The sequence below is a fragment of the Flavobacterium celericrescens genome (assembly GCF_011392075.1).
GTDB classification, from domain to species: domain Bacteria; phylum Bacteroidota; class Bacteroidia; order Flavobacteriales; family Flavobacteriaceae; genus Flavobacterium; species Flavobacterium celericrescens.
On the sequence record NZ_JAAJBV010000005.1, the window covers coordinates 19,816 to 45,639 of the forward strand.

At 31.0% G+C, this 25,824-nt stretch carries 25 protein-coding genes; 13 read left to right on the forward strand and 12 right to left on the reverse strand.

Annotated elements, in window-relative coordinates:
- Nucleotides 1-34: 34 nt before the first annotated feature.
- Nucleotides 35-448: a type II 3-dehydroquinate dehydratase gene (gene aroQ / locus G4L40_RS07820; protein WP_166236649.1), complete on the reverse strand. Its 414-nt coding sequence runs from the start codon at nucleotides 446-448 to the stop codon at nucleotides 35-37.
- 74 nt (nucleotides 449-522) lie between these two features.
- Nucleotides 523-1,077, reverse strand: a complete 555-nt coding sequence (locus tag G4L40_RS07825; RefSeq protein WP_166236650.1) for a porin family protein — start codon at nucleotides 1,075-1,077, stop codon at nucleotides 523-525.
- Nucleotides 1,078-1,388: 311 nt separating this feature from the next.
- Here G4L40_RS07825 and G4L40_RS07830 point away from each other — a divergent pair, with 311 nt between their 5' ends.
- From G4L40_RS07830 to G4L40_RS07845, 4 genes are all read left to right on the forward strand, one after another.
- Nucleotides 1,389-1,985 carry an outer membrane beta-barrel protein gene (locus G4L40_RS07830; protein WP_166236651.1) on the forward strand — a complete coding sequence of 199 codons (597 nt, stop codon included), beginning with the start codon at nucleotides 1,389-1,391 and terminating at the stop codon, nucleotides 1,983-1,985.
- 134 nt (nucleotides 1,986-2,119) lie between these two features.
- The gene (locus G4L40_RS07835; RefSeq protein WP_166236652.1) at nucleotides 2,120-2,704 is read left to right on the forward strand and encodes a porin family protein; all 585 of its coding nucleotides are present in this window, start codon (nucleotides 2,120-2,122) and stop codon (nucleotides 2,702-2,704) included.
- Between the two features lie 74 nt (nucleotides 2,705-2,778).
- Nucleotides 2,779-3,678, forward strand: a complete 900-nt coding sequence (locus G4L40_RS07840) for a site-specific tyrosine recombinase (RefSeq protein WP_166236653.1) — start codon at nucleotides 2,779-2,781, stop codon at nucleotides 3,676-3,678.
- Nucleotides 3,679-3,783: 105 nt separating this feature from the next.
- Entirely contained in the window at nucleotides 3,784-5,280 is a 1,497-nt protein-coding gene (locus G4L40_RS07845) for a sensor histidine kinase (protein WP_166236654.1), read from the forward strand.
- Nucleotides 5,281-5,330: 50 nt separating this feature from the next.
- Here the strand turns inward: G4L40_RS07845 and rny are convergent, their stop codons facing one another.
- From rny to G4L40_RS07860, 3 genes are all read right to left on the reverse strand, one after another.
- A complete protein-coding gene (gene rny, locus G4L40_RS07850; RefSeq protein ID WP_166236655.1) occupies nucleotides 5,331-6,893 on the reverse strand; it encodes a ribonuclease Y in 1,563 nt (520 codons plus the stop codon).
- A 211-nt stretch (nucleotides 6,894-7,104) separates the two neighbouring features.
- The gene (locus G4L40_RS07855) at nucleotides 7,105-7,398 is read right to left on the reverse strand and encodes a cell division protein ZapA (RefSeq protein WP_166236656.1); all 294 of its coding nucleotides are present in this window, start codon (nucleotides 7,396-7,398) and stop codon (nucleotides 7,105-7,107) included.
- A gap of 7 nt (nucleotides 7,399-7,405) precedes the next feature.
- Complete coding sequence (locus G4L40_RS07860; RefSeq protein ID WP_166236657.1) at nucleotides 7,406-7,696, reverse strand: V-type ATPase 116kDa subunit family protein; 291 nt, start codon at nucleotides 7,694-7,696, stop codon at nucleotides 7,406-7,408.
- 192 nt (nucleotides 7,697-7,888) lie between these two features.
- Here G4L40_RS07860 and G4L40_RS07865 point away from each other — a divergent pair, with 192 nt between their 5' ends.
- The 3 genes from G4L40_RS07865 to G4L40_RS07875 are packed head-to-tail and all read left to right on the forward strand — an operon-like array spanning nucleotide 7,889 to nucleotide 12,810.
- Nucleotides 7,889-9,574 (forward strand): M23 family metallopeptidase, encoded by a 1,686-nt coding sequence (locus G4L40_RS07865; protein ID WP_166236658.1) that lies wholly within the window; start codon nucleotides 7,889-7,891, stop codon nucleotides 9,572-9,574.
- A gap of 15 nt (nucleotides 9,575-9,589) precedes the next feature.
- The gene (locus G4L40_RS07870) at nucleotides 9,590-12,052 is read left to right on the forward strand and encodes a TonB-dependent receptor (protein WP_166236659.1); all 2,463 of its coding nucleotides are present in this window, start codon (nucleotides 9,590-9,592) and stop codon (nucleotides 12,050-12,052) included.
- Nucleotides 12,053-12,096: 44 nt separating this feature from the next.
- Nucleotides 12,097-12,810, forward strand: a complete 714-nt coding sequence (locus tag G4L40_RS07875) for a hypothetical protein (RefSeq protein WP_166236660.1) — start codon at nucleotides 12,097-12,099, stop codon at nucleotides 12,808-12,810.
- A gap of 46 nt (nucleotides 12,811-12,856) precedes the next feature.
- On the opposite strand, the gene G4L40_RS07880 is transcribed toward G4L40_RS07875, so the two are convergent.
- From G4L40_RS07880 to G4L40_RS07900, 5 genes are read right to left on the reverse strand one after another with little or no spacing between them, the layout of a single operon-like run.
- Nucleotides 12,857-13,558, reverse strand: coding sequence for a hypothetical protein (locus G4L40_RS07880; protein ID WP_166236661.1), 702 nt, complete (start codon nucleotides 13,556-13,558; stop codon nucleotides 12,857-12,859).
- A gap of 12 nt (nucleotides 13,559-13,570) precedes the next feature.
- A complete protein-coding gene (locus G4L40_RS07885; RefSeq protein WP_166236662.1) occupies nucleotides 13,571-15,418 on the reverse strand; it encodes an ABC transporter ATP-binding protein in 1,848 nt (615 codons plus the stop codon).
- Nucleotides 15,419-17,146 (reverse strand): phospho-sugar mutase, encoded by a 1,728-nt coding sequence (locus G4L40_RS07890; RefSeq protein WP_166236663.1) that lies wholly within the window; start codon nucleotides 17,144-17,146, stop codon nucleotides 15,419-15,421.
- Nucleotides 17,147-17,186: 40 nt separating this feature from the next.
- Nucleotides 17,187-18,128 carry a glycosyltransferase family 2 protein gene (locus G4L40_RS07895; protein ID WP_166236664.1) on the reverse strand — a complete coding sequence of 314 codons (942 nt, stop codon included), beginning with the start codon at nucleotides 18,126-18,128 and terminating at the stop codon, nucleotides 17,187-17,189.
- A gap of 4 nt (nucleotides 18,129-18,132) precedes the next feature.
- Nucleotides 18,133-18,660, reverse strand: a complete 528-nt coding sequence (locus tag G4L40_RS07900) for a DUF4199 domain-containing protein (RefSeq protein WP_166236665.1) — start codon at nucleotides 18,658-18,660, stop codon at nucleotides 18,133-18,135.
- Nucleotides 18,661-18,886: 226 nt separating this feature from the next.
- Here G4L40_RS07900 and G4L40_RS07905 point away from each other — a divergent pair, with 226 nt between their 5' ends.
- The 3 genes from G4L40_RS07905 to mtaB all read left to right on the forward strand — a co-directional run bounded on the left by G4L40_RS07905 (nucleotide 18,887) and on the right by mtaB (nucleotide 22,660).
- Nucleotides 18,887-19,138, forward strand: a complete 252-nt coding sequence (locus tag G4L40_RS07905; RefSeq protein ID WP_129433046.1) for a type B 50S ribosomal protein L31 — start codon at nucleotides 18,887-18,889, stop codon at nucleotides 19,136-19,138.
- Between the two features lie 140 nt (nucleotides 19,139-19,278).
- Complete coding sequence (locus G4L40_RS07910) at nucleotides 19,279-20,454, forward strand: GlmU family protein (protein WP_166236666.1); 1,176 nt, start codon at nucleotides 19,279-19,281, stop codon at nucleotides 20,452-20,454.
- Nucleotides 20,455-21,331: 877 nt separating this feature from the next.
- A complete protein-coding gene (mtaB, locus tag G4L40_RS07915; protein WP_166236667.1) occupies nucleotides 21,332-22,660 on the forward strand; it encodes a tRNA (N(6)-L-threonylcarbamoyladenosine(37)-C(2))-methylthiotransferase MtaB in 1,329 nt (442 codons plus the stop codon).
- A 54-nt stretch (nucleotides 22,661-22,714) separates the two neighbouring features.
- On the opposite strand, the gene G4L40_RS07920 is transcribed toward mtaB, so the two are convergent.
- Entirely contained in the window at nucleotides 22,715-22,996 is a 282-nt protein-coding gene (locus G4L40_RS07920; RefSeq protein ID WP_166236668.1) for a GNAT family N-acetyltransferase, read from the reverse strand.
- 51 nt (nucleotides 22,997-23,047) lie between these two features.
- On the opposite strand from G4L40_RS07920, the gene G4L40_RS07925 reads away from it, so the two are divergent.
- Genes G4L40_RS07925 through G4L40_RS07935 form a run of 3 tightly spaced genes read left to right on the forward strand, consistent with a single transcriptional unit; the run spans nucleotide 23,048 to nucleotide 24,978 of the window.
- The gene (locus G4L40_RS07925) at nucleotides 23,048-23,707 is read left to right on the forward strand and encodes an alpha/beta hydrolase (RefSeq protein WP_166236669.1); all 660 of its coding nucleotides are present in this window, start codon (nucleotides 23,048-23,050) and stop codon (nucleotides 23,705-23,707) included.
- Nucleotides 23,708-23,721: 14 nt separating this feature from the next.
- Nucleotides 23,722-24,600 (forward strand): lytic transglycosylase domain-containing protein, encoded by an 879-nt coding sequence (locus G4L40_RS07930; RefSeq protein ID WP_235922615.1) that lies wholly within the window; start codon nucleotides 23,722-23,724, stop codon nucleotides 24,598-24,600.
- A gap of 9 nt (nucleotides 24,601-24,609) precedes the next feature.
- Nucleotides 24,610-24,978 carry a sulfite exporter TauE/SafE family protein gene (locus tag G4L40_RS07935; protein WP_166236844.1) on the forward strand — a complete coding sequence of 123 codons (369 nt, stop codon included), beginning with the start codon at nucleotides 24,610-24,612 and terminating at the stop codon, nucleotides 24,976-24,978.
- Nucleotides 24,979-25,085: 107 nt separating this feature from the next.
- Here the strand turns inward: G4L40_RS07935 and G4L40_RS07940 are convergent, their stop codons facing one another.
- On the reverse strand, nucleotides 25,086-25,784 hold the full coding sequence (locus G4L40_RS07940) for a TlpA family protein disulfide reductase (protein WP_166236671.1): 699 nt from the start codon (nucleotides 25,782-25,784) through the stop codon (nucleotides 25,086-25,088).
- Between the last annotated feature and the right edge of the window lie 40 nt (nucleotides 25,785-25,824).

The window sequence follows — 25,824 nt, forward strand, 5'->3', positions numbered from 1 at the left end:
TTTTAAAGACGAGAAAAAAAATAAAAAGGTTGTATTATATGAATGCTTGGATGGCTAATTCATAACTTTTTAAACCAAATCCAATAATTACACCTTTTGCATTTGGTGATATATATGACTGATGACGAAAAGATTCTCTCGAAAAGGTGTTGGAGATATGAACTTCAATAACAGGTGTAGTTATGGCTTTGATAGCATCTGCAATACCTATTGATGTATGAGTATAAGCTCCAGCATTTAAGATGATTCCATCGTAGCTAAATCCTACTTCCTGAATTTTGGAAATCATTTCGCCTTCGATATTACTTTGATAGTAACTTAATTCGATAGAAGGAAATTGTGTTATTAGTTTTTCAAAATATGCTTCAAAGGTTTCACTACCATAGACTTCTGGTTCGCGTTTTCCTAATAAGTTGAGGTTTGGCCCATTAATAATAAGTATTTTCATGGTATTTGTTTTTGTAAAAATAAAAAAACCATTCGTTTTAAGGAATGGTTTTAATAAAAGTTTAGCTTATTTTTCTAAAACATATATCCAACCGAAAATTGTATCACTGAATTTTTTACATCAGCATCTTTTTTAGGTTCGGTCAAACCAGCGGCATATCTTCCTGAAATAAATAAACCATTTGTTATTTTGTAGCTTAAACCGCCAGCAACTGCAAAATCAAAGGTGTTGCTATCTCCTGCATCAACTTCGTTTCTTTCACTCACTAATACAGATGCTTGTGGGCCTAATTCTAAACTTAATTTGTTTTCGGTTAAATAAAATTTTACTAAAACAGGCAAAGACAAGTAACCTAATTCGTTTTTAATTTGATCGCCTAAATAGTCCAATTCTGAACCCTGGGTTGAATATAAAAGCTCAGGTTGGATAGAAAAATTTTGAAAAATATTAATTTCTGCAACTACACCTGCATGATAGCTAGTGATGTTATTGAAATCCATACCATCCACATTTCCACCAGTGTAATTGGCAAAATTGACACCGCCCTTAACTCCAAATTTTAAACTTTGCGCTTGTGAAGTACTTATTCCTAGAATAAAAAGTACTGCGAATAAAAATGTTTTTCTCATAATTTTACTTTTTTTAAGTACAACGTAAAATAAGTTAAAATATTGGACATAAAATGCTCTTTTGTCGAATTTTAACTACAATTAGATATTTTAGAGAAACACGTTTATTAACTACAACGTTTTAAATTGTTAATAACTTTCAGAATCATTTTTTGTTAAAATATTGAAAACACTCGGTTTGTGTAACTATTTGATAGTCAAATAAGAAGATGATTATGGTTGAAAAAAATGTTAATAACCCTATATTTTTTGTTCGTTTATATAAAAAAAACATATAAATTTGCCTCATTAACTTTAAATTTAAACTAAACATGAAAAAAGTTTTATTTTCTGCTGTAGCATTATTGGCTTTCGGTTTTGCTAACGCACAAGAAGAATCAAAAGGAAACGGTGGATTCTCAAAAGGTGATGTATTTGTAACTGGTGCTTTTACTTTTGGAAGTACTAATGACAAAGACAGTGATGTAAAAACTAACGGATTCGAAATTGCTCCTAAAGTAGGATATTTCTTAACTGAAAACATTGCAATTGGTGGAAAAATTGGTTATTCATCAATGAAAGAAGAGTCTTCAGGTGTTGATACTGAAGATATGGCAGGTTTAACTGTAGGAGCGTTTGGACGTTACTATTTTACTCCAGCAAACCAATTTTCTTTATTTGCTAATTTAGGTTTAGATTATTCTTCAATGGAAAATAAATTAGCTGATTCTAAAGTAAATGGATTTGATGCAGGTTTAGGTGCTGGATTAAACTATTTCGTTTCTTCAAACTTTTCTATCGAAGCAGGTGTAGCTGTATTAGGTTTTTCATCTGAAAAATCTGACGCTTCAGGAGCTAAAGGTACAACTGGATTTAATTTTGGTGGAGATTGGAGAACAGTTAGTTTCGGAGTAAACTACAAATTCTAATTTGTAAATCAAATAAGTTAAAAATCCCGCTTCGGCGGGATTTTTTTGTTTCATCTATTTTTTATTCATTTTGTCGATTATATTATAAGTTTGATTTACTTTTCTTACATTTGGCAAAATTTAAAAACAAAAACATGAAAAAAATTTTATTATCCGCTATTGCTTTATTAGCTTTTGGATTTGCTGAGGCTCAAAACAGAGAAAAAGGTGCAATTGAGTTAATTCCTCAAATTGGTTATTCAAGTGCAAACTATTATGGAGAAGAGGATTTTGATTCAAATACAATTTCAGGAGTTACTTTTGGAGTTGGTGCTGATTATTTTTTTAATGATAGATGGAGTTTGCGTTCAGGATTACATTATCAAAAAATGGGAGCTAAAGGAACGGGTGGTTATGAAGAAAAATTAAATTACTTGACACTTCCAGTAAATGCAAATTGGCATTTTGGCTCTACAAGAAAATGGAATTTGAATTTTGGTCCAAGTTTTAGTATGTTGATGTCAGCGGAAAATAATTTTGGAGATATAAAAGATGAAGCTAATTCATTTCAATTAGGTTTAGCTTATGGAATTGGATATAAAATTGAGGTAAATGAAAAATTTAGCATTTTAATTGATATGCAAGGAATTACTGGTCTTACAGAGGTTCCTAAAGAAAGTGATTTTACTTTAAAAAATGCTTACAGTTCAATAAATGTTGGTGGAGTATTTAAATTGTAATTACTCTATTTCTTATATATTAATCCCGCTTCGGCGGGATTTTTTTATTGCACTAAATTGTTTATATTTGAAATATGAGTACATGGCAATCGTATATTAAAGAATATCAAAATTATTTAAAATTAGAGCGTGGTCTTTCAAAAAACACCATCGATAATTATACTTTTGATATTGAGAAGCTAGTGCTTTTTTTGGCTCAAAAAGAAATTAAAGTTTCACCAATTGACATCTCTGAAGAAGTTGTTCAACAATTTATTTATGAAATGGCATCTCAGGTTAATCCTAGGAGTCAATCGCGTTTAATTTCGGGACTGAAAAGTTTCTTTAATTATTTAATTTTTGAAGATTATCGAAACAATACACCTTTAGAATTGATTGAAGTTCCAAAAACAGGTAGAAAACTTCCCGATACGCTTTCAACAGATGAGATAGATTTGTTAATCGGAGCAATAGATTTATCAACACCTGAAGGCGAACGCAATAGAGCTATGCTAGAAACATTATACAGCTGTGGTTTGCGTGTATCAGAATTGGTTTCGCTTAAAATTTCAGATTTGTTTTTTGAGGAAGGATTTATAAAGATTACAGGAAAAGGTAATAAACAAAGGTTTGTCCCTGTTGGCAAAACCACAATTAAATTTGTAACTTTATATGTGAATCAAATCAGGGTACATTATCCAATTCAAAAAGGATTTGAAGATACTTTGTTTTTAAATCGGAGAGGCCGTCAACTAACTCGCGCAATGATTTTTACTATAATCAAAGATCTTTCTGTGAGAATAAACTTAAAAAAAACAATAAGCCCGCATACTTTTCGCCATTCTTTTGCGACTCATTTATTAGAGAATGGAGCCGATTTGCGTTCGATTCAATTAATGTTAGGTCACGAATCTATTACGACTACGGAGGTTTATATGCATTTAGATAGAAAATATTTGGCACAAGTTTTGCATAACTTTCATCCTAGAAAATAAGTTAACATTTGTTTAGTTTTTAACAAAATAAACAATTGGTTTTCAGTAATTTTGCATACCCCTAATTTATTTTCTGGTAAATGTGTTTAAAAAAAATCCCTATACATGATTTTTACATCAAAGAAACCTGAAGATTTAAATAAATTATACGAAAGTTTAATAAAGCAACTTCCAAATATAATTTTTCAAATAAGAGTTACGGCTAATAGAGAAGTTCATCTTGACTTTATTAGTAAACCTGTTGAGTTTTTGTATCAATTTTCTATTGAAGAAATTTTAGAAGATTCATACAAATTTGCTAAATATCGAATTTATGAAAGTGATTTAGTAATTTTCAAAAAAACTTTTAATGAAGCTATTGAAACCAAAACAAAATGGGAAGTAGATTTTCGTTTTCTTTTGCCAGATAGCAGTTATAAGTGGTTACGTATTGAGGCCACTCCAAAAGCATCTGAAAATGATGAAACCATTTTTTATGGGTTGTTGTCAGATATTACCACAATTAAAGAGCAAGAAATTCAATTAAGAGTTGCAGATGAACGGTATCATTTTGCAGTTCAAGCCTCAGATAGAGGTGTTTGGGATTGGGATATGGTGACTAATAAAGTGTATTATTCTTCTGAATCTATGAAAATTCTTGGTTTAACAGAATCTGATTTAGTTGCTTCGCCAGAAGAATGGGATGAAAAAGTGCATCCAGATGATAGAGAAGAGTATTATGGAAACATCAATTTGCATTTTGAAAATAAAATTCCTTTTTATGAAACATGTCACCGGGTGATGTGTAATGGAAGTTATAAATGGATTTTAGACAGAGGAAAAGTAATTGAACGCGATGAAAACGGTAAACCATTACGGATTGCAGGAACTCATACAGATATTTCGGCGCAAAAAGAAAAAGAGCAAGAACTGCTAAAAATGCTTGAAATTGTCAATTCTCAAAACAATAAATTGCTGAATTTTGCACACATTGTTTCTCATAATTTGCGTACTCACGCAGGAAATATTAAATCACTTTTAGAATTATATCACGACAATAGTTTTACACATGAAGAAACATTGTCAAATATTGATATTGTGTCAAAAGAGTTGAATGAAACCATTGAAAATTTGAATGATTTAGTAAAGGTGCATACGCAAACTAACAAAGAATTTGAATCGTTGCAATTGTCGGACTATGTTACAAGGATGTTATATATTTTAAATGAAGATATTTCTCATAAGAACATAACTATTGATAATCGTGTGGATGTTAATATTCGTGTCAATTGTATTCCTGCTTACTTAGAAAGTATTTTGTTGAATTTGGTTACTAATGCAATTAAGTATTCAGATGAGAAGAAAGAGATTAAAATTTCTTTTGATGTGTCAGATGTTGATGATTATTTAATTTTACATGTTTCAGATAATGGTGTAGGAATTGATATGGAGCGTTATGGAGGTTCTATTTTTGGTTTGTATAAAACATTTCATGGTCATGAAGATTCAAGAGGTGTGGGCTTGTATATTACTAAAAATCAAATTGAAACCATGGGAGGAAAGATAGAAGTGGAAAGTAAGCCAAATGTAGGCACAACTTTTAAAGTATATTTTAAGAAATAAAAAAGCGGCTTGTAATTTCCAAGCCGCTTTTTTGTTATGTTATTCTTTAATTATTTTGCAATATTTACAGCTCTTGTTTCTCGAATTACTGTAATTTTAACTTGACCAGGGTAAGTCATTTCTGTTTGAATTTTTTGTGAAATTTCAAATGATAAGTTTGAAGCCGCTTCATCAGAAACTTTTTCACTTTCTACAATTACACGAAGTTCTCTACCAGCTTGAATTGCATAAGCGTTTTTAACGCCACCAAATCCAAAAGCAATATCTTCTAGGTCTTTTAAGCGTTGGATATAAGAATCTAAAACTTGTCTTCTTGCTCCAGGACGTGCTCCAGAAATAGCATCACAAACTTGGATGATAGGAGAAATTAAAGATTTCATTTCAATTTCGTCGTGGTGAGCTCCAATAGCGTTACATACTTCTTCTTTTTCGCCATATTTCTCAGCCCATTGCATACCTAAAATAGCGTGAGGTAATTCACTTTCAGTATCTGGCACTTTTCCTATATCGTGAAGTAAACCAGCTCTTTTAGCTAATTTAACATTTAAGCCTAATTCAGCAGCCATAATACCACATAATTTAGCTACTTCTCTTGAGTGTTGTAATAAGTTTTGTCCGTATGATGAACGGTATTTCATTCTTCCTACAACTTTGATTAATTCAGGGTGTAATCCGTGGATTCCTAAATCAATAACTGTACGCTTTCCAGTTTCGATAATTTCTTCATCGATTTGTTTGGCTGTTTTTGCAACAACTTCTTCTATACGAGCTGGGTGAATACGACCGTCAGTTACTAATTTGTGTAATGCTAAACGAGCAATTTCTCTTCTTACAGGATCAAAGCAAGATAAGATGATTGCTTCTGGTGTATCATCAACAATGATTTCAACTCCTGTTGCAGCTTCTAATGCTCTAATGTTACGACCTTCACGACCAATAATTCTACCTTTTACATCATCAGATTCAATATTGAATACAGAAACGCAGTTTTCAACAGCTTCTTCTGTTCCTACACGTTGAATAGTGCTAATGATTACTTTTTTAGCTTCTTGATGAGCTGTCATTTTAGCTTCTTCAACAGTGTCTTGAATAAACGACATTGCGCTAGTTTTAGCTTCAGCTTTTAAGCTTTCTACTAATTGATTTTTGGCTTCTTCAGCAGAAAGACCAGAAATCATTTCTAATTGCTCAACTTGGCTTTTATGTAATTTGTCAATTTCTTGTTGTTTTTTATCTAAAAGCTCAATTTTAGTTGAGTATTCAGCTATTTTAGCTTCAGCTTCGTCATTTACTTTTTTGGCTTTAGCTAACTCATTAGAGATTTGTGACTCTTTATCACGGGTTCTTTTTTCAGCTTCTGCTGTTTTTTTATCTCTAGCTAGAATTACTTGTTCGTGTTCTGCTTTTAATTCTAAAAATTTTTCTTTAGCTTGAAGAATTTTCTCTTTTTTTGTTGCTTCTGCTTCTGCTTTAGCGTCTTTTAAAATTGAGCCAGCTTCTTTTTTTGCATTTTTAATAAGGTTAGAGACATTGCTTCTCTCTAAAAATTTTGCAATTCCAAAACCTCCTCCAAGACCAACAACTATTCCTATTATTATACTTAGTATATCCATGATATGTTTTAAAAAATTATATAAAAAAAGCCTACATTAGGTGTTTGTATAAACTCGGTTATACAAGATTTGAGCTAACCTGCAGTTCAAACTTCCCACTAAAGGGCCTGTTATAGTTGCAAAGATTCACTCGTTTAATTTGTTAGTGTTGAGTTTATCAAATATATACTAATGTAGGCAGTATCGTATTTATGTTGTAAGAACGTATTATTTATTTAGCAAGTAACTCACTCAACTTTTTATCTAGATTTTGCAATCTAATTAAAGCGGTTTCATTGTCTTGAGAAGAGTTAATTTGTTTTTGCTCAACTTGTGCAGCAAATTGTAGTGCACACATGGCTAAAACATCTTGTTTGTCTCTTACTGCATAGCTTTGTTCAAACTGTTTTATCATAGCATCAATCTTCTTTGAAGCACTTCTTAATCCTTCTTCTTGCGATGGGTCCACTGTTAATGGATACACGCGATCTGCGATTGATATTTTAATTTTTAGTTTTTCACTCATAATCTTTCTAATCAGAAAGTTGGGCTATACAATAATCGATTTCTCGTATTAATGAATTTATTTTGAGTTTTGTTTCTCGTTTGTTTTCTTCACTGCCTAGTAACGAATTGACCATTTTTAGAGTATCTAACTGACTTTTTAAAGAATCAATCTCACCTGATTGCTGTTGTTGCGTTTTTTTAGAAACCAACAATTCTTCTTGTAACTCAGAGTTTTTCTTTTCTAACTGAATCAGTTTCTGATTGAGCTTAAAAAATTTAACTTCTAGAGAATCAATTAATTCAGATAATCCATTCATTAATGATACAATTCATTTCAATAAGTCACAAAGTTAGCATTAGTATTCAAAAATAGCAATAGTTTTCATTAATTTTTATAATTAAATTTTTATCCATTGTAAGTATTTGATTGTTAATGGTTTGTTTCGGGAATGATTTTTGATTGTTTTAACTCGAATATTTTTATTATTTTAGCGGTAAACAGTTGTATTATGAGAATTTTATTAGCCCTAATCCTATTTCCTCTTTTTGCACTTAGTCAAGAAACTTATCCTCAAGATGTATTTCAATCGCCTTTAGCTATACCTTTAGATATTTCAGGTTCATTTGGCGAATTAAGAAGCAATCATTTTCATTCAGGATTAGATTTTAAAACTACTGGCGTTGAGGGTTTGCCTGTTTATGCGACAGGTGATGGCTATGTTTCTCGTATTAAAATATCTACTTTTGGCTACGGAAAAGCAATTTATATTACACATCCAAACGGATACACTTCTGTTTACGGACATCTTCAAAAAGCAAATGGAGCCATTCAAGAGTATATTAAGAAAAAGCAATACCAAGAAAAAGCTTATGAAGTAGAAATGTATTTATATCCAACAGAATTACCTGTAAAAAAAGGAGATATTATTGCTTTTACCGGAAACACTGGTGGGAGTGGAGGACCACACTTGCATTTTGAATTTAGAGATACAAAATCAGAACAAATTGTTAATCCATTGCATTTTGGATTTAAAAAGTTTGTAAAAGATGAACGAAAACCAATAATTCAAGGAATTGTAGTTTATCCATTAGATTCTACAGTGGTTAATAATTCGCAAAAGCCAATAAATGTTTCATTTAACAAACAAACTGACGGTACGTATTTGAGTACAAAAGTAAAAGCAAACGGAAAAATTGCTTTTGGGATTAATGCCTACGATTTTTGTACAAATGCCTATAATAAAAACGGATTATACAAAGTAAGGGCTTATTTGAATGGCGTTTTGCAATATCAATATGGTTTTGACTCCTTTGCTTTTGATGAATCGCGCTATATTAACAATTTTATCGATTATGAGCGGTTTCATGAAATGGGTCAGCGCGTTCAAAAATTATTCGAATTATCAAGTTATCCACTTTCAGTAGTAGCTGGAAATAGTAAAGATGGAACATTGAGAATATTGCCCAATGCAAGTTATACTTACAGAGTTGAATTGTATGATTTTCATCAAAACAAGATAGAATTAATTATTCCTATAGAATTTGCTATACAACAAGCAACTATTAAAAAAGAAATTCAGAAAACACCTTTTTATGTAAAAGCAAAGACAGAATCTATTTTTGAAAGAAATAATGTTTCTGTTTATGTTCCAGAAAATGCTTTTTATAATAATTTTTACATGAATTTTGAGGTAAATAACGATATTGCAACACTTCATGATGATAGTGTTCCTGTGCACAAAAATATCACGCTCACTTTTAATGATGTTGTTGGTCTAACTGAAGAACAGTTGAGTAAAACATATATTGCAACTTTAGATGGATACAAGTTAGATTACAATAAAACCTATCGAAAAGGGAATACTTTTTCTACCAAAATAAAAACATTAGGGAAATATAAATTAGCACAAGATTCTATTCCACCTAGAATTTATAACATTAACTTTGTAGAAGGTAAAACTTTGAAAGATCAAAAAATAATTAGTGTTTCTGTTTCAGATTTGCATTCAGATATTGATACTTATAATGCTTACTTAAACGGAAAATGGATATTGATGGAGTATGATTATAAAACAAAAAAGTTAGTACACAATTTAGATGATGCAGTTTACGTTCAAGGTAGAAACGATTTAAAGATTGTAGTGACTGATAATTTGCAAAATTCAACTACCTTTGAATCTTATTTTTTTAAATAATTAAAACATATTCTTTTGAAAAATAGTATTGTATTTCTTGTTTTTAGTTTGTTTTCAGTGGTCGCATTTAGTCAAAAAGCACGTGTGAAAGGTGTCATTTTAGACGAATTTAAAAATCCTATTGAAAATGTAACTGTTAAAGCGAATGAAAAAGTTACCGTAACAAATGAAAACGGATTTTATATAATTGAAATTCCTGCCAACCAGAAAGTTGTAATAGTTTTTTCCCATCAATCGTTTAAAAATAGTACAGTTTCTGTTGAATTGAAAACCAATGAAGATTTTGAGTTAAATCCGGTGCTTAATTCAAAAATTGAACAAATGGGTGAGCTAGTCATCACTAGTAATAGTAAAAAACGTATTGATGGGGTAACCACAATTGACCCAGTAATTATTAGAATGATTCCAGGTGCTAATGCCGGAATTGAAAATATTATAAAAACACTTCCAGGGGTTTATTCAAATAACGAATTAAGTACATCCTATGCTGTTAGAGGTGGAAATTATGACGAAAATTTAGTTTATGTCAATGAAATTGAAGTTTATCGCCCTTTTTTAATTCGTTCAGGTCAACAAGAAGGTTTGAGTTTTACGAATACCGATATGGTTGAAAATGTTGATTTTTCTGCTGGTGGATTTCAGTCAAAATATGGTGATAAGTTGTCATCGGTTTTAGATATTACCTATCGCAATCCAAAACGTTTTAAAGCAGGATTAGAAGCGAGTTTATTAGGAGGAAGTTTAACAGCTGAAGGTGTTTCCAAAAATCAAAAATGGTCAAATATAACAGGTGTTCGTTATAGAGATAATAGCTTGCTAGTGAATAGTCAGGAAACAGAAACGAACTTTAAGCCTACTTTTTTTGATGTACAAACTTTGTTAAATTTTAATGCTTCAACAAAATGGAATTTTAGTTTTTTGGGAAATATTTCTCAAAATAAATACAATTATCAGCCATTAAGTCGTCAAACTAATTTTGGGACAGTTAGTGAACCAATTGCACTTTTGGTTTTTTATGAAGGACAAGAAAAAGATAATTATTTAACGCTATTTGGTGCAGGTAAAGCTGTTTATCAATACAACGAAAAGAATAAATTAAAGTTCATAGCTTCTGCATATCATACACAAGAGCAAGAATATTATGATATATTAGCACAATATCGTTTGGGTGAAGTAGATGCTAATATTGGTTCTGAAACATTTGGAGATGTGGTTTACACAAGAGGAATTGGTTCTCAATTAACACATGCCCGTAATGATTTGGATGCTTTGATAGCTAATGCCGAAGTGAAAGGATTTCATGAGTTAAATCAAAAATCACAAATTGAGTGGGGTGCAAAATTTACGTTAGAAGATATAAGAGATAGAATTGTAGAATGGGAAGTTATTGATTCTGCAGGTTTTTCATTACCTAATCCCATTTTAGATTATCAAAATGACCAGCCTTATAATCCTTATGTGGGACCATTGGCTCCATATCAAGATGTAAGAGCAACAAATTATACTAGAATTAACCGTTTTTCTGGATATGTACAATGGAATTATAGAGGAAAAATAGGAACTCATAGCTATTGGTTAAATACAGGAATTCGTGGGCATCAATGGCAAGTAGATGCAGACGGAAGACCTAAAGGAGATATTCAAATGACATTTTCACCACGTGTTCAATTTGCTTTTAAACCCGATTGGGATAAAGACATGATGTTTAGATTATCAGGTGGATTATACCATCAGCCTCCATTTTATAGAGAACTTCGTGATTATGATGGAGTTGTTCAAACCAATGTCAAAGCGCAACAATCATTTCATTTGGTATTGAGTGGCGATTATAGTTTTAAGATGTGGACTCGACCGTTTAAATTGGTTTCGGAAGCGTATTACAAAAATATAACGGACGTAAATACTTACACCATTGATAATGTAAGAATACGTTATAGAGCTAACAACGAAGCTACCGCTTATGCTTATGGTTTTGATGCGAGATTAAACGGTGAATTTGTACCCGGAACAGAATCTTGGTTCAGTTTTGGTTATATGCAAACAGAAGAAAATCAAAATAATAAAGGATTTATTGCACGTCCAACGGATCAACGATTGAAATTTGGAGTATTATTTCAAGACTATATGCCGAATATTCCTAATTTGAAATTGTATCTAAATTTGGTTTATAATACAGGATTACCAGGAGGTTCACCTTCATATGCAGATCCATATAATTATCAATTACGTTTGAATGATTATCGAAGAGCGGATGTAGGATTTTCATTTGTTTTTAAAGATGAAAAGATAAAATCTAGCAAAACATGGTTGAAACCTTTTAATGAATTTTCATTAGGATTAGAGATTTTTAATTTGTTTAATAATCAAAATGCTATTACAAACACTTGGGTTAGAGATGTGTACACTAAATCACAATATGGAATTCCAAACTATATGACCACTCGTGTTTTTAATTTAAAACTGATTGCAAGGTTATAGTAGCATTGTTTATTTTTAGTATGTTTAACAATAAAAATTTAGATATGACGCGTATCATTTTATCATTAGCCTTGTTGATTTCATTAGCAAGTTGCAAAGAAGAAAAAGAAACTCCAAAAGTAATTTACGAAGATGCCAAGTCTAAGGTAGAAACTACAGCAAAAGATACTTCGGGTTTTAAAGTTGCCGATTTACCGATTTTGATGGAAGGTACAAATTATCTTATCCATCCTATTGGCGATGTACGCGTTTATGACAATGATAATAAAGTGTATGGTAGTAGTAAAACAAATCAAGTAAGTTATGCTATTTCAAATTATAATCGATTTGAAATTACAGGTTATTTTGATAATTTGAATTTCCAACACATAGATTCAACCAATGTGAAACCTTTGACAGACAAGGTAGTTCAAATTCAAACCGCTACTTTTTTAAATGCAATTGCTGCCAAAACGAAAAAGCAAATTATTGTATATACTTTGGTGGATGCTGATACTAATAAAGATGGAAAAATTAATCAAAATGATATTAAATCATTGTATTTGAGTACATCAAGTGGTGAAAAATTTACTAAACTTTCAGAAGAATTTCAAGAATTAATCGATTGGAATATCATCGAAACACAAAATCGTTTGTACTTTAGATGTATAGAAGATATCAATAAAAATGGTGCTTTTGATACAAATGATAAAGTACATTATCATTTTGTAAATCTATTAGCAAATGAATGGAAAGTGGAACTATACAAACCAATTTAATTTTTCAGTTAGCAAATTCCATAAATTAATTTTTTTTTTAAATAATTTAGATCAAAATATCACTTTCTAAATCTGATTTTTCGATTTCAATTTTTAAATCTAGTTTTGAAACCAATTCAATGACTAGTTTTTTATACCAGTTTTCACTTTTAGGGTGAATATATATCTTTTCGATTAATTGGTTGAGGTCTACGTTAATTTTTAATCCATCATTTACAGGGATGTTTTGTAAACTCACATCGGAAATAATTCGCACTTCGCGTTCATATTGAAAGCTTTTTCGTTTGAATAAAAAAGGGAAAAACGTATCATCAAATGGAATATATTCTTTCTTGTAATCTATATAATTAACATTTCCAATATATTGCTCAATTCTAGTTTCGGGTTTTAGAGCTTCTTTTAATCTTCCAATAGTGGATTGAATCGCCAAACCTTCATTGTTTTTGGTAAAAATTTGCCACATTGCAAACGATTCATATTCATTGATGTGCCAACTACTAATCACTACTTTTTCTCTATGAGATTTGTAATAATCCAAAAATTTTGGATTATTTGCCGCAATTTTTTTGATTTCTTCAAATGTTGGTTCCGAAAATGTACCTTCATATTGATCTTCAAATTTATCAGAGCGCGACATAAACAACTGACGAGATAGTAGCATGTCTAAAAATTTAGACAAGTCCAAATATTTCCAAACAATAGTGTCATTGTCATCGGGTAAGGTTATATTTGAGTTGTTGATGTACATCTTTTAATTGAATTACTCGAAACTCTGCATCATCACTAACTTCGAATATGTTCCGTTTAATGCTAATAATTCGTCATGCGTTCCTTGTTCAACGATTTCGCCTTTTTGCATTACAACAATTTTGTCTGCTTTTTGAATTGTAGATAAACGGTGTGCAATAACAATAGATGTGCGGTTTTGCATCATATTTTCTAATGCCACTTGAACAAATTTTTCACTTTCTGTATCTAAAGCAGAAGTGGCTTCATCCAAAATCATAATTGGTGGATTTTTCAAAACAGCTCTCGCAATCGATAAACGTTGTTTTTGTCCACCTGAAAGTTTTCCTCCCGCATCACCAATGTTGGTTTCAATTCCGTTAGGTAAATCTTTTACGAATTCGTATGCATTAGCTACTTTTAAAGCGGCAATGATTTCTTCATCTGTTGCGTCTTGCTTTCCTAACAGAATATTGTTTTTAATCGTATCATTAAACAAAATCGAATCCTGAGTTACCAATCCCATTAAATGACGTAACGACTCTAATGTCATGTCTTTGATGTCGATGCCATCAATTTTCACACTTCCTTCTTGTACATCATAAAAACGAGTCAATAAATTGGCAATCGTACTTTTTCCAGAACCCGATTGTCCTACTAAAGCGACTGTTTTTCCTTTTGGAACTTCTAACGAGAAATTTTTGAGAACATTTTCTTCTTCATATTTAAAGTTGATATTTTCAATTGTAATTGAAGAGTCAAATGAAGTTTTTACTACTGCGTTTTCTTTATCGGTAATGGTGTTTTCAACTTCTAATACATCAAAAACGCGTTCGGCTGCAGCCAATCCACTTTTCGTTTGGTAAGAAGCTTTTGATATGGCTTTAGCAGGTGTTAAAATATTGTAGGCTAATCCCATATAGGCTAGGAAATGTGCTCCTTCAAGCATAGGTTCACCATTAGCTAATCTTTCTACCAAAACCATATTTCCACCATACCAAAGTAATATGGCTATCACAACGATGCCCATAAACTCACTCAAGGGTGAAGAAAGGTTGTTTTTTCTTCCAATACTGTTGGTTAATCGGTATAATCGATCGATCGAATTGTTGAATTTTTGGGTAAAAGCACCTTCTGCATTGTAGCTTTTTACGACTTTTAATCCACCTAAAGTTTCTTCTACAACCGAAATCAAATACCCATTTTCATTCTGTGCTTTTTTAGATTTGCCTTTTAAACTTTTTCCAATTTTAGAAATGACAAATCCAGAAATAGGAATAAAAATAAATACAAATAAGGTTAATTTGAAACTAATGGCTAGCATAGCTCCAATACTGAAAATAATGGTTAAAGGTTCTTTTATAATTAATTCTAATATACTAAAAAACGAATTTCGAACTTCGTTTACATCGCCAAGCATTCGAGCCATCATGTCGCCTTTTCGTTTTTCTGAATAGTAGGAAATGGGAAGTCCGATAATTTTATCAAACATTTTATTTCTTACATCTTTTAAAAAACCATTTTTCAATAACATTAGGTGATTAAGAGCAAAATAATTGAATATGTTTTTTAATAAAAATGTCGAGATAACTAAACTTACCACAAGAATTAATGCATATTGTGGTCCATTTTCTTCAGATAATTTTGTAATATAAAAATACAAATAGTCTTTTCCATAGTTTGTTATTTTGAATATAGATTCCCATTTAGGTTTCTCTATTACTCTATCCGTATTTTCAAATAATACTTGAAGCATAGGAATCAGCATAATATAAGAAAGTGTGCTGAAAAGTGCATACAAAACATTGAACACTACATTCCAAAATACATTGGATTTGTATGGTTTTAAAAACGGTAATATTTTCTTTAAATTTTCGTCCATCTAGTTTAATTTCATTGCCGAAATAATTCCTGCAATTTTGTTGTCTAATTCTTTTTCTACTGATTCAGCGTTTTCAATTGTATCTAAAACTCCATTTACGCTGAAATAGAATTTAATTTTAGGTTCTGTACCACTTGGTCTAGCGCAAATTTTACTTCCGTCTTCCAAATAGTAAATTAATACATTCGATTTTGGAACATGAATTTCAAATTCTTCATTATTCATAAAGTCTTTTCCTTTAGATGCTTGATAATCTTCGATGCAAATTACACGTTGTCCGTTGATTTCCTTCATTGGATTTTCACGTAAATTAATCATCATTTGTTTGATTTCGTTAGCACCTTCAATTCCTTTTTTGGTAATCGAAATCAAATGTTCTTTATAGAAACCAAAATCAATATATAAATTCAATAATTCTTGATATAACGAACTTCCTGAAGTTTTAGCTTGTGCTGCAATTTCACTTACTAATAAAATAGCGGCAACCGCGTCTTTATCACGAACGGCATCTCCCACCATGAAACCAAAACTTTCTTCACCACCACCAATAAATTTCTGATTTGGGAAATCTTTAATGAATTTTGCAATCCATTTGAAGCCTGTTAATCCTACTTTGCATTCTACATCATAAGCCGATGCTAATTCTAACATCATTGGCGTAGAAACGATAGTAGAACCAATGAATTCATTTCCTTGGAATTTATCAGCGCGTTTCCATTGTTCTAATAAGAAAGCCGTCATGATAACCATCGTTTGGTTTCCATTCAATAATTTGATTTTTCCATCTAAATCACGAACAGCAACGCCTAAACGGTCAGAATCTGGATCAGTTCCTACAACCATGTCAGCACCAATTTTTTCTGCCAAAGCAATTGCCATCGACAACGCTTCTGGTTCTTCTGGATTTGGAGAAACTACGGTTGGGAAATCACCATTGGGTTCTGCTTGTTCAGGAACGATGTTAACATCGGTATAACCAGCTTTTGCTAATACGTTTGGAATCGCTTTAATCGAAGTTCCGTGCAAAGAAGTATAAACGATTTTTAAATTCGCTTTAGCTTCAGTTGGCGTATTAAAACTTGCATTTTCAACGGTTGATTTTGCGAAAGCTTCATCAACTTCAGTATCGATATATTCAATTAAATCGTTGTTCGCTTCGAATTTAATATCGCTGTATTTTAAATCTTCAATTACTTTGATAATTTCAGCATCTTGAGGCGGTACTAATTGCCCACCATCTTGCCAATATACTTTGTAACCGTTGTATTCTGGCGGATTGTGAGAAGCCGTTAAAACAATTCCAGCATGGCAATTCAAATAACGAACAGCAAATGACAACTCTGGAGTTGGACGCATATCAGAAAACAAATACACTTTAATTCCATTAGCTGAAAACACATCAGCAACTACTTTAGCTAAAGTATTACTGTTATGACGACAATCGTAAGCAATCGCTACTTTTAATTGTTCGTTTGGAAACGATTTGTGTAAATAATCCGATAAACCTTGCGTGTTTTTACCTAATGTATATTTGTTGATACGATTCGTTCCAACACCCATAACGCCACGCATTCCACCAGTTCCAAACTCTAAATTTTTATAGAAACTCTCTTCTAACTCTTTTGGAGCTGAAGTCATCATTTCTTCGATAGCGTTTCGAGTTGCTTCGTCAAATGTTGGAGTTAACCATTCGTTTACTTTGTTTAAAATACTTTGTTCGATATGCATATTCTGTATGTTTTGAGAAAACTAGTGTTGTCTCATAATATTATAATACTTCTGAAATCTTATAACGTTCTTCGTTGTTTTTGGTTCTTAGGATAATTTCACCTAAAAATCCGGCTAAGAATAATTGGGTTCCAATTAACATTGCGGTTAACGATAAATAAAATTGCGGTCTTTCAGTAATTAATCTTCCTGAAGTGTTGATGAATAATTTATCGATTCCTAAGTAGAAAGCGAATAAAAATCCAATGACAAACATTATGGAACCTAATAATCCAAAAAGGTGCATCGGTCGTTTTCCGAAAGTTGAAAGAAACCAAATCGTAATTAAATCCAAGAAACCATTGATAAAACGATTCATCCCAAATTTAGAATTACCATATTTTCTAGCTTGATGAATCACTACTTTTTCACCGATTTTTCCAAATCCAGCATTCTTAGCTAAAACAGGAATATAGCGGTGCATTTCGCCTGAAACTTCAATATTTTTTATAACGATATTTTTATAGGCTTTTAATCCGCAATTAAAATCGTTCAAATGAACGCCTGATGTTTTTCGAGCTGCCCAATTGAATAATTTTGACGGAATATTTTTTGCCACAACCGAATCATAACGTTTTTTCTTCCAACCTGAAATCAAATCATAATTATCTTCTGTAATTAAACGGAATAATTCTGGAATTTCATCTGGGCTGTCTTGTAAATCGGCATCCATAGTGATAATTACATCACCTTGCGCTTTAGCAAAACCAGCATGTAATGCTTGTGATTTTCCGTAATTTCTAAGAAAACGAATTCCTTTTACATTTGGATTTTCATTAGAAAGCTTTGAAATAGTTTGCCAAGAAGCATCGGTACTGCCGTCATCAATAAAAAGGATTTCATAAGAAAAGTTATGAGTGTTCATAACTTTTACAATCCAATTGTGCAATTCAGGCAACGATTCTTGTTCGTTTAATAATGGGATAACTATGGATAAATTCATTTATTTAAAATACAGGTTTGTCTCTTTTAAAAATGGCAGCTAAAATTAATCCGAAAATTGCAGAGCCAACAATGCTCCAAATACTTCCTTTTAATTGTTCAACTGCAGAAAATTGATTATAATCTTTCATTTTTTCAACTGTTTCTTTAATTGCCGCACTAGGTGAACCAAATTTTTTCATCATTTCAACAGTTGATTCTAAAGTTAATTCTTTGAGTCTTATTGCTGCTTCAGGATCGATAACATTATATAAAAGGATATTAAATATCACAGATATTGCGATACCAATTACTGCGGAAATAAAATAGGTTGTAAAACCTTCTTTAAAACTCATATAACCGCCTAAAGCTTTTTTTGTTTTAACTAAAAGGACACAACCAATTACTATATATAATCCTAATATTGATAGCCCTAACCACCATTTAGTCATTAATTCTAAATCAATAATGTATATCGCACTTGTGATTAATACACTAATAACCCCAGTAATAATACCAAAGTTAATTCCGTTCTTTTTAATAATTTCGTTCATAGTTTGTTTTGGTTTAATTAATTTACAAATATAAGAATTCTTATCGTTACTCTATTAGGGATGAAAAATAAAAAAAAGTTACATAAACATTGGTAAATTAAAAATAAAATGTAATTTTGCACACTCAAATAAAAAGTTTATAAACCAAAAGGTTATAAAATGTTTACACCTTTATAAATATAAAGCCGCGGAACAAATTATAATCGCTTAATAAAAGATTTACAAAATGAAAAAAGGTATTCACCCAGAAAATTACAGATTAGTTGCATTTAAAGACATGTCAAATGAAGATGTTTTTATTACTAAATCTACAGTAGAAACTAAAGAAACAATTATGCACGAAGGTGTTGAATATCCAGTATTTAAAATGGAGATTTCTAGAACTTCTCACCCTTTTTACACTGGTAAATCTAAACTTATTGATACAGCAGGTCGTATTGATAAATTCAAAAACAAATACGCTAAATTCAGCAAATAATCGCTTGAATTTTCAAAATATAGAAAAGCTTCACTTTGGTGAGGCTTTTTTTATGGAATAAATTGTATTTTTGAATTTACAATTTGAAAAAACTTATCGTACAGACAAGGCATTGACTTGTCTCAACAAAATACTAAAATATGAACTATATACTTTTTGATGGAACGGTTCGCAACGCCTTACTGCCTTTTACATTTACACGACCAGTAGCAGATATTCGTGTAGGAATATTGACTATTCGTGAAAAATGGGAGAAATATCTAGGAATTACTACAACTACTTTAACCGAAGAATACCTAATGGAAAAATATCCAATGGTAGAAATGGAACAAAATATAATGATTAATGCATCATTTTTGCCAAATCCAATTTTAGTAGAAATGATTCAAAACTTGGAAACTCAACAAGCCGTTGTTTTTGGAGAAGAAATCGTCGCCTTTTATACAAATGATACACAAGATGAAGTTAATTTTGATGAATATGATTTGATAGAATATGAAGGTGATATTTTGCGAATAGAAAATACATGGGATATTTTTGCAAAAAATGATGCTGCTTTGCGAGAAGATTTTGATTTGCTTACTGAAGATAGAATTTCACAATTTATTCCTAAATCGGTTAATGTAATTGCTCCAGAAAATATTTTTATTGAGGAAGGAGCAAAATTAGAATTTGTAACTTTAAATGCTTCGACAGGGCCTATTTACATTGGAAAAAATGCTGAAATAATGGAAGGTTCAGTAATTAGAGGTCCATTTGCTTTATGTGAATCAGGAAGAGTGAAGTTGGCAACCAAAGTATATGGAGCAACAACTGTGGGGCCACATTCTGTAATTGGTGGTGAGGTAAATAATTCGGTTTTATTCGGTTATTCTAATAAAGGGCATGATGGGTTTTTAGGGAATTCTGTTTTAGGTGAATGGTGCAATATTGGAGCAGATTCTAATAATTCCAATTTGAAAAATAATTATGAAGAAGTGCGCTTATGGAGCTATGAAACCGAAGGCTTCGCAAAGACTGGATTGCAATTTTGTGGTTTAATGATGGGAGATCATAGTAAATGTGGAATCAACACAATGTTTAATACAGGAACTGTTGTTGGTGTTTCGGCAAATATTTTTGGATCTGGATTTCCAAGAAATTTTGTACCTAGTTTTTCTTGGGGAGGTGCTTCAGGATTTACAACTTATTTAACTAATAAAGCTTTTCAAACTGCTAAAATAGTTATGGCGCGTAGAAATGTAGAATTTTCTGAGCAAGATGCAAATATTTTAGAACATGTATTTGAAGAAACGAAGAAATACAGAAAGGAATAATTAAAAATATAAATTTATTAATTATGTTACACTTATTCTGTATTTCATACACTTATTAAAAAGCACTAACCCTCTAAAAAAATATTTTCTAGTTTTACACCATTAGAAAAGGATTTTTAGTTCTGTAGGGGGAATTTAAGAATTTTAAAAGGTTTGACATTTGTCAAGCCTTTTTTTATGATAATACTTGATTGTTAAAAATGAATAAATAATTGCTTATTCTTAATTTTAATACACTTATTCCAAAAATCAATACACTTATTAAAAAGCACTAACTCTCTAAAAACATTTTTTCTAGTTTTACACCATTAGAAAAGGATTTTTAGTTCTGTAGGGGGAATTTAAGAATTTTGAAAGGCTTGACAAACGTCAAGCCTTTTGTTTTTTATATACTTAATTAAAAAAAAGAAATTTTTAAACTATAGTTATTCTAATATTTAAACACTTATTCCTTTAAAAGCCATAGTTATTAAAAAGCATTACTTATATAAAATTACTTTATATACTTTTACATCATCAGAAAAGGATTTTTAGTCCTGTAGGGGGGATTTAAAATTTTAAAAGGCTTAGATTATCTAAGCCTTTTCTTTTTTATAATATTCTTGATAAAAAAGATGACTATTCTAAAATAAAATACACTTATTCCAAAAATCAATACACTTATTAAAAAGCACTAACCTTCTAAAAGCATTTTTTCTACTTTTACACCATTAGAAAAGGATTTTTAGTTCTGTAGGGGGAATTTAAGAATTTTTGAAAGGCTCGACATTTGTCGAGCCTTTCTTTTTTACATAGTTCTAGTTTTATTTGTAAAATTTTGTCTGTAAATTTGCAACCTCAATTTTTTGACAACGATTTCATTAATTGAGTTTTATTTATGGAAAACAAGAAAAAAGTCGCATTCTATACTTTAGGATGCAAATTGAACTTCTCGGAAACGTCTACAATTGCACGTGATTTTCAAAATGAAGGTTTTGAACGTGTTGATTTCGAAGAAATTGCAGATATCTATGTAATTAATACCTGTTCGGTTACTGATAATGCAGATAAACAATTCAAGCAGATTGTTAAAAAAGCAATGAAGCTGAATGATAAAGCCTTTGTTGCCGCAGTTGGTTGTTATGCTCAATTAAAACCAGAAGAATTAGCAGCAGTTGATGGCGTGGATTTAGTTTTAGGCGCCACAGAAAAATTCAAAATCACAGATTATATTAACGATTTGTCGAAAAACGATATGGGTGAAGTGCATTCATGCGAAATTGAAGAGGCAGATTTTTATGTAGGAAGTTATTCAATTGGAGATAGAACGCGTGCGTTTTTAAAAGTACAAGACGGTTGCGATTATAAATGTACGTATTGTACCATTCCATTAGCAAGAGGAATTTCTAGAAGTGATGCATTGGAAAATGTATTGAAAAATGCTAAAGAAATTTCGGAGCAAGGTATTAAAGAAATTGTTCTTACCGGTGTAAACATTGGTGATTATGGAAAAGGAGAATTCGGAAATAAAAAACACGAACACACTTTTTTAGATTTAGTAAAAGCATTAGATGAAGTAGAAGGTATCGAGCGTTTACGAATTTCTTCCATCGAACCTAATTTGTTGAAAAACGAAACAATTGAATTTGTATCACAAAGCCGAACATTCGTGCCACATTTTCATATTCCTTTACAATCGGGTTCAAATGAGATTTTAAAAAAAATGAAACGGCGCTATTTACGTGAAGTTTATACTGATAGAGTAACTAAAATTCGTGAAGTAATGCCACATGCTTGTATTGGAGTTGATGTAATTGTTGGTTTTCCTGGTGAAACAGATGAGCATTTCTTAGAAACCTATCATTTCTTAAATGATTTAGATATTTCTTACTTGCATGTTTTTACCTATTCAGAAAGAGATAATACTGAAGCGGTTGAAATGGATGGAGTAGTTCCAGCAAATATTCGTTCAAAAAGGAGCAAAATGTTGCGCGGACTTTCGGTTAAGAAAAGAAGAGCATTTTACGAAAGTCAAATCGGAACCAATAGAACGGTTTTATTTGAAAGCGAAAACAAAGAAGGCTACATTCATGGATTTACAGAAAATTACGTAAAAGTAAAAACGCCTTGGAATCCAGAATTAGTCAATACATTGCACGAAATTAATCTAACCAAGATTGACGAAGACGGAAGTGTAAGGATGGAATTCCTAAACGTTGAAGCATAAAAAAAATCCCAAGTCTAGAATTAAACTTGGGATTTTTCTTTTTTCTGGAAAGGATTAAATCATAATTCCAGGTGGTAAAAGTTCTCTGTATTTTCTGTTTTTTCTAAAGAAACTTATAAATTTTGCATGCGTAGGCACCACTTTTAATTTTCGTTCTTCAGCAATTACTAAAACATTTTTAATAAACTCATTTTGTAACTCTTCGTCCTCATTGTTGTTAGTACAAAACTTGGTTAAAAATAACTTGCGTTCTTGAATAGAATATTCAATAGCAATCAAACCAGTTTCTGTAATAATTTCAAATTGTCTTAAAAGTTCATTATCTTTGATTTCCATGATAACTTCAATTATAGTGCAAATTTACAAAACTTTTTTAACATTGTGGTAATGAACAGAATTCCAATTTATTTTATGCCTGGTTTAGCAGCAAGCCCATCTATTTTTGAAAATATAAAATTGCCTGAAGATGAATTTGAAATGTTTTTTTTGGAATGGTTTTTGCCTAATGAAAAAGAAAGTATCGAGAGTTATGCACTTCGAATGACCGAAAAAATAACACATGAAAATCCGGTTTTAGTGGGCGTTTCTTTTGGAGGTGTTTTAGTACAAGAAATTGCAAAAATCATAAAAACGGACAAAGTAATTATTATTTCAAGCGTAAAGTCTAATACAGAATTTCCACCAAGGTTTAAGGTTGCAAGAGCTACAAAAGCATATAAGTTAATTCCAACTCAACTTTTGGCAGATATAGAAAAATTGGTTAAATATGCTTTTGGAGATAATATTGTAGCAAAACGATTGAAGTTGTACGAAAAATATTTATCTGTTCGTGATAAAAAATATTTGGATTGGGCTATTGAAACTATATTATGCTGGAATCAAAAAGAAATCAATGAATCGGTAATTCATATTCATGGTGATGCAGATGAGGTTTTTCCAATAAAACATATTCAAAATTGTATTGTGGTTAAAGGAGGAACTCATATTATGATAATCAATAAATTCAAATGGTTAAATGAAAATTTACCTAAAATAATACTAAAGTAAAAATGAAAAAGTATATGAAGAAGAAAATAATAGTAATGGGATTGGCTGCTGTTTTAGCAAGTTTCTTGATTTATGGAGTGCTTTCAAATAATTCAAAATTTTCCCCAGTAGGATATAATTTGAGTATGGATTTTGCTGGAGAAGAAGTTCCTACTTTTATGGCTGATGTGCAAGAGCGCTTAGACAAAGAAATGATTACCAATATGAATTATCATACGAATACCACTTTGGTAATTAAACGTGCGAATAAAGTATTCCCAATTATTGAACCTATTTTAGCAAAATATGGAGTACCTGATGATTTTAAATATTTGGCAGTAATTGAAAGTAGTTTAGTAAATGCAGTTTCTCCAGCTGGAGCAAGAGGTGTTTGGCAATTTATGCCTTCAACTGCTAAAGAAAAAGGAATGGAAGTAAGCGAACAAGTTGATGAGCGATATCATTTAGAGAAATCAACCGAAGCGGCTTGTAAATATTTAGTAGCTGCAAAAGAAAAATTTGGTTCATGGACACTTGCTGCAGCTTCATATAACGGAGGAATTGCCGGTATAAAAAGCAAAATGGAAGAACAACAAGTTGATAATTACTATGATTTGTTATTGACAGAAGAAACGTCTCGTTATGTGTTTAGAATTTTAGCTTTAAAGGAAATAATGAAAAATTCTGAAAAATATGGTTTTTCAATTCCTAAAGAAGCGTTGTATTATAATATTCCAACAAAAAAAGTAGTTGTAGATTCTACAATCACAGATTTGGCTAGCTTTGCTAAAACGCAAGGTGTAAATTATAAAATTTTAAAAATTCATAATCCTTGGTTGCGAGATAAGAAATTAACGGTTGCATCTGGAAAACAATATGAAATCGAAATTCCGACAGAAGGATATTCAAAATAAATGAAAACAATGACCTTACATACTATTTTGTCACTTGTCATAATTGGAATTATGGCAGGAATTTTAAGTGGATTGGTTGGAGTAGGAGGTGGCGTTGTTATGGTGCCAATGCTGGTTTTGTTTTTGGGTTTTTCTCAACATCAAGCACAAGGAACAAGCTTAGCTGTTTTGGTAGTTCCAGTAACAGCAATTGCTGTTTACAACTATTATAAAGAAGGATATATAGATTGGCGTTATGCTGCTATAATTGCAGTTTTTTTTGTAATTGGGGGTTATTTTGGAAGTAAGTTAGCCATCAATATTGATCAAAAAATGCTAAAGAAAATATTCGGCGTTGTTCTTTTAGTAATAGCGGGAAAAATGCTTTTGGAAAAATAAAAATCCACATAGAAGTGCAGTCGAATTGTAATTAAAAAAAAGTTGAGACGATGAAAACATAATAAAATAAGTCTCAATTATAGACTGTTTTTCTATGTGGACAAATATTAATGGGTTGCAAGTCTTGATTCATTAAAACTGTTTGAAACAAGCAATGTATTAATGTCTTCGTTCAAAACGGTTAAGCAATTTTCATAAGAAACATTAAAAGTTGTTTTATAGTCTGGCTTTACAATTCTTTTTTTAATATCAACTACAGTTCTGTTGGCATCTATGTAATAAGAAGTAGGAAAGCCAAACGTTTTCTTTAATAATTTAATGGTTATACAATCGTTGGCGTAACTTTCGTGAGCATAGCAAACATCAATTTGTGAATTGAACTTGCGAGCAATCTTTTTCATGTCTTTTTTCTTGTTCCAAAAAAGAACAATTATTTTTATCTTTCCCTTATAATCTAATGCCATTTTGTTTAACGCTGGAATTTCTCCTTTTTCCATAACACACCACGAAGCATAAGTAAAAATAAGTGTTGGAATTTTAATTGTACTTAATTGTAGTTTCTTTTTTCCAATTCTTTTAAAAGTAAAATCGTCAAACTGAGTTCCAATTAATGTATGATTTACTAATGAATCATATAAATAAGTTGCTTTTTCGTAGTCTTTTTTATTGTATGCTTTGTTGCTGTAACTAATAAAGTTTTTAATGTTCTTTTTAACAGCAGATGAAAAAGGAACAATAGTATCTTTAGTAGCGAAACTAGTAAGCGAATAAAATATAAATAGCGGAAGTAAGTATAGTTTTTTCATAGCCTTTCTTTTTCTTCTATATAAAGCTATGAAAACTAAT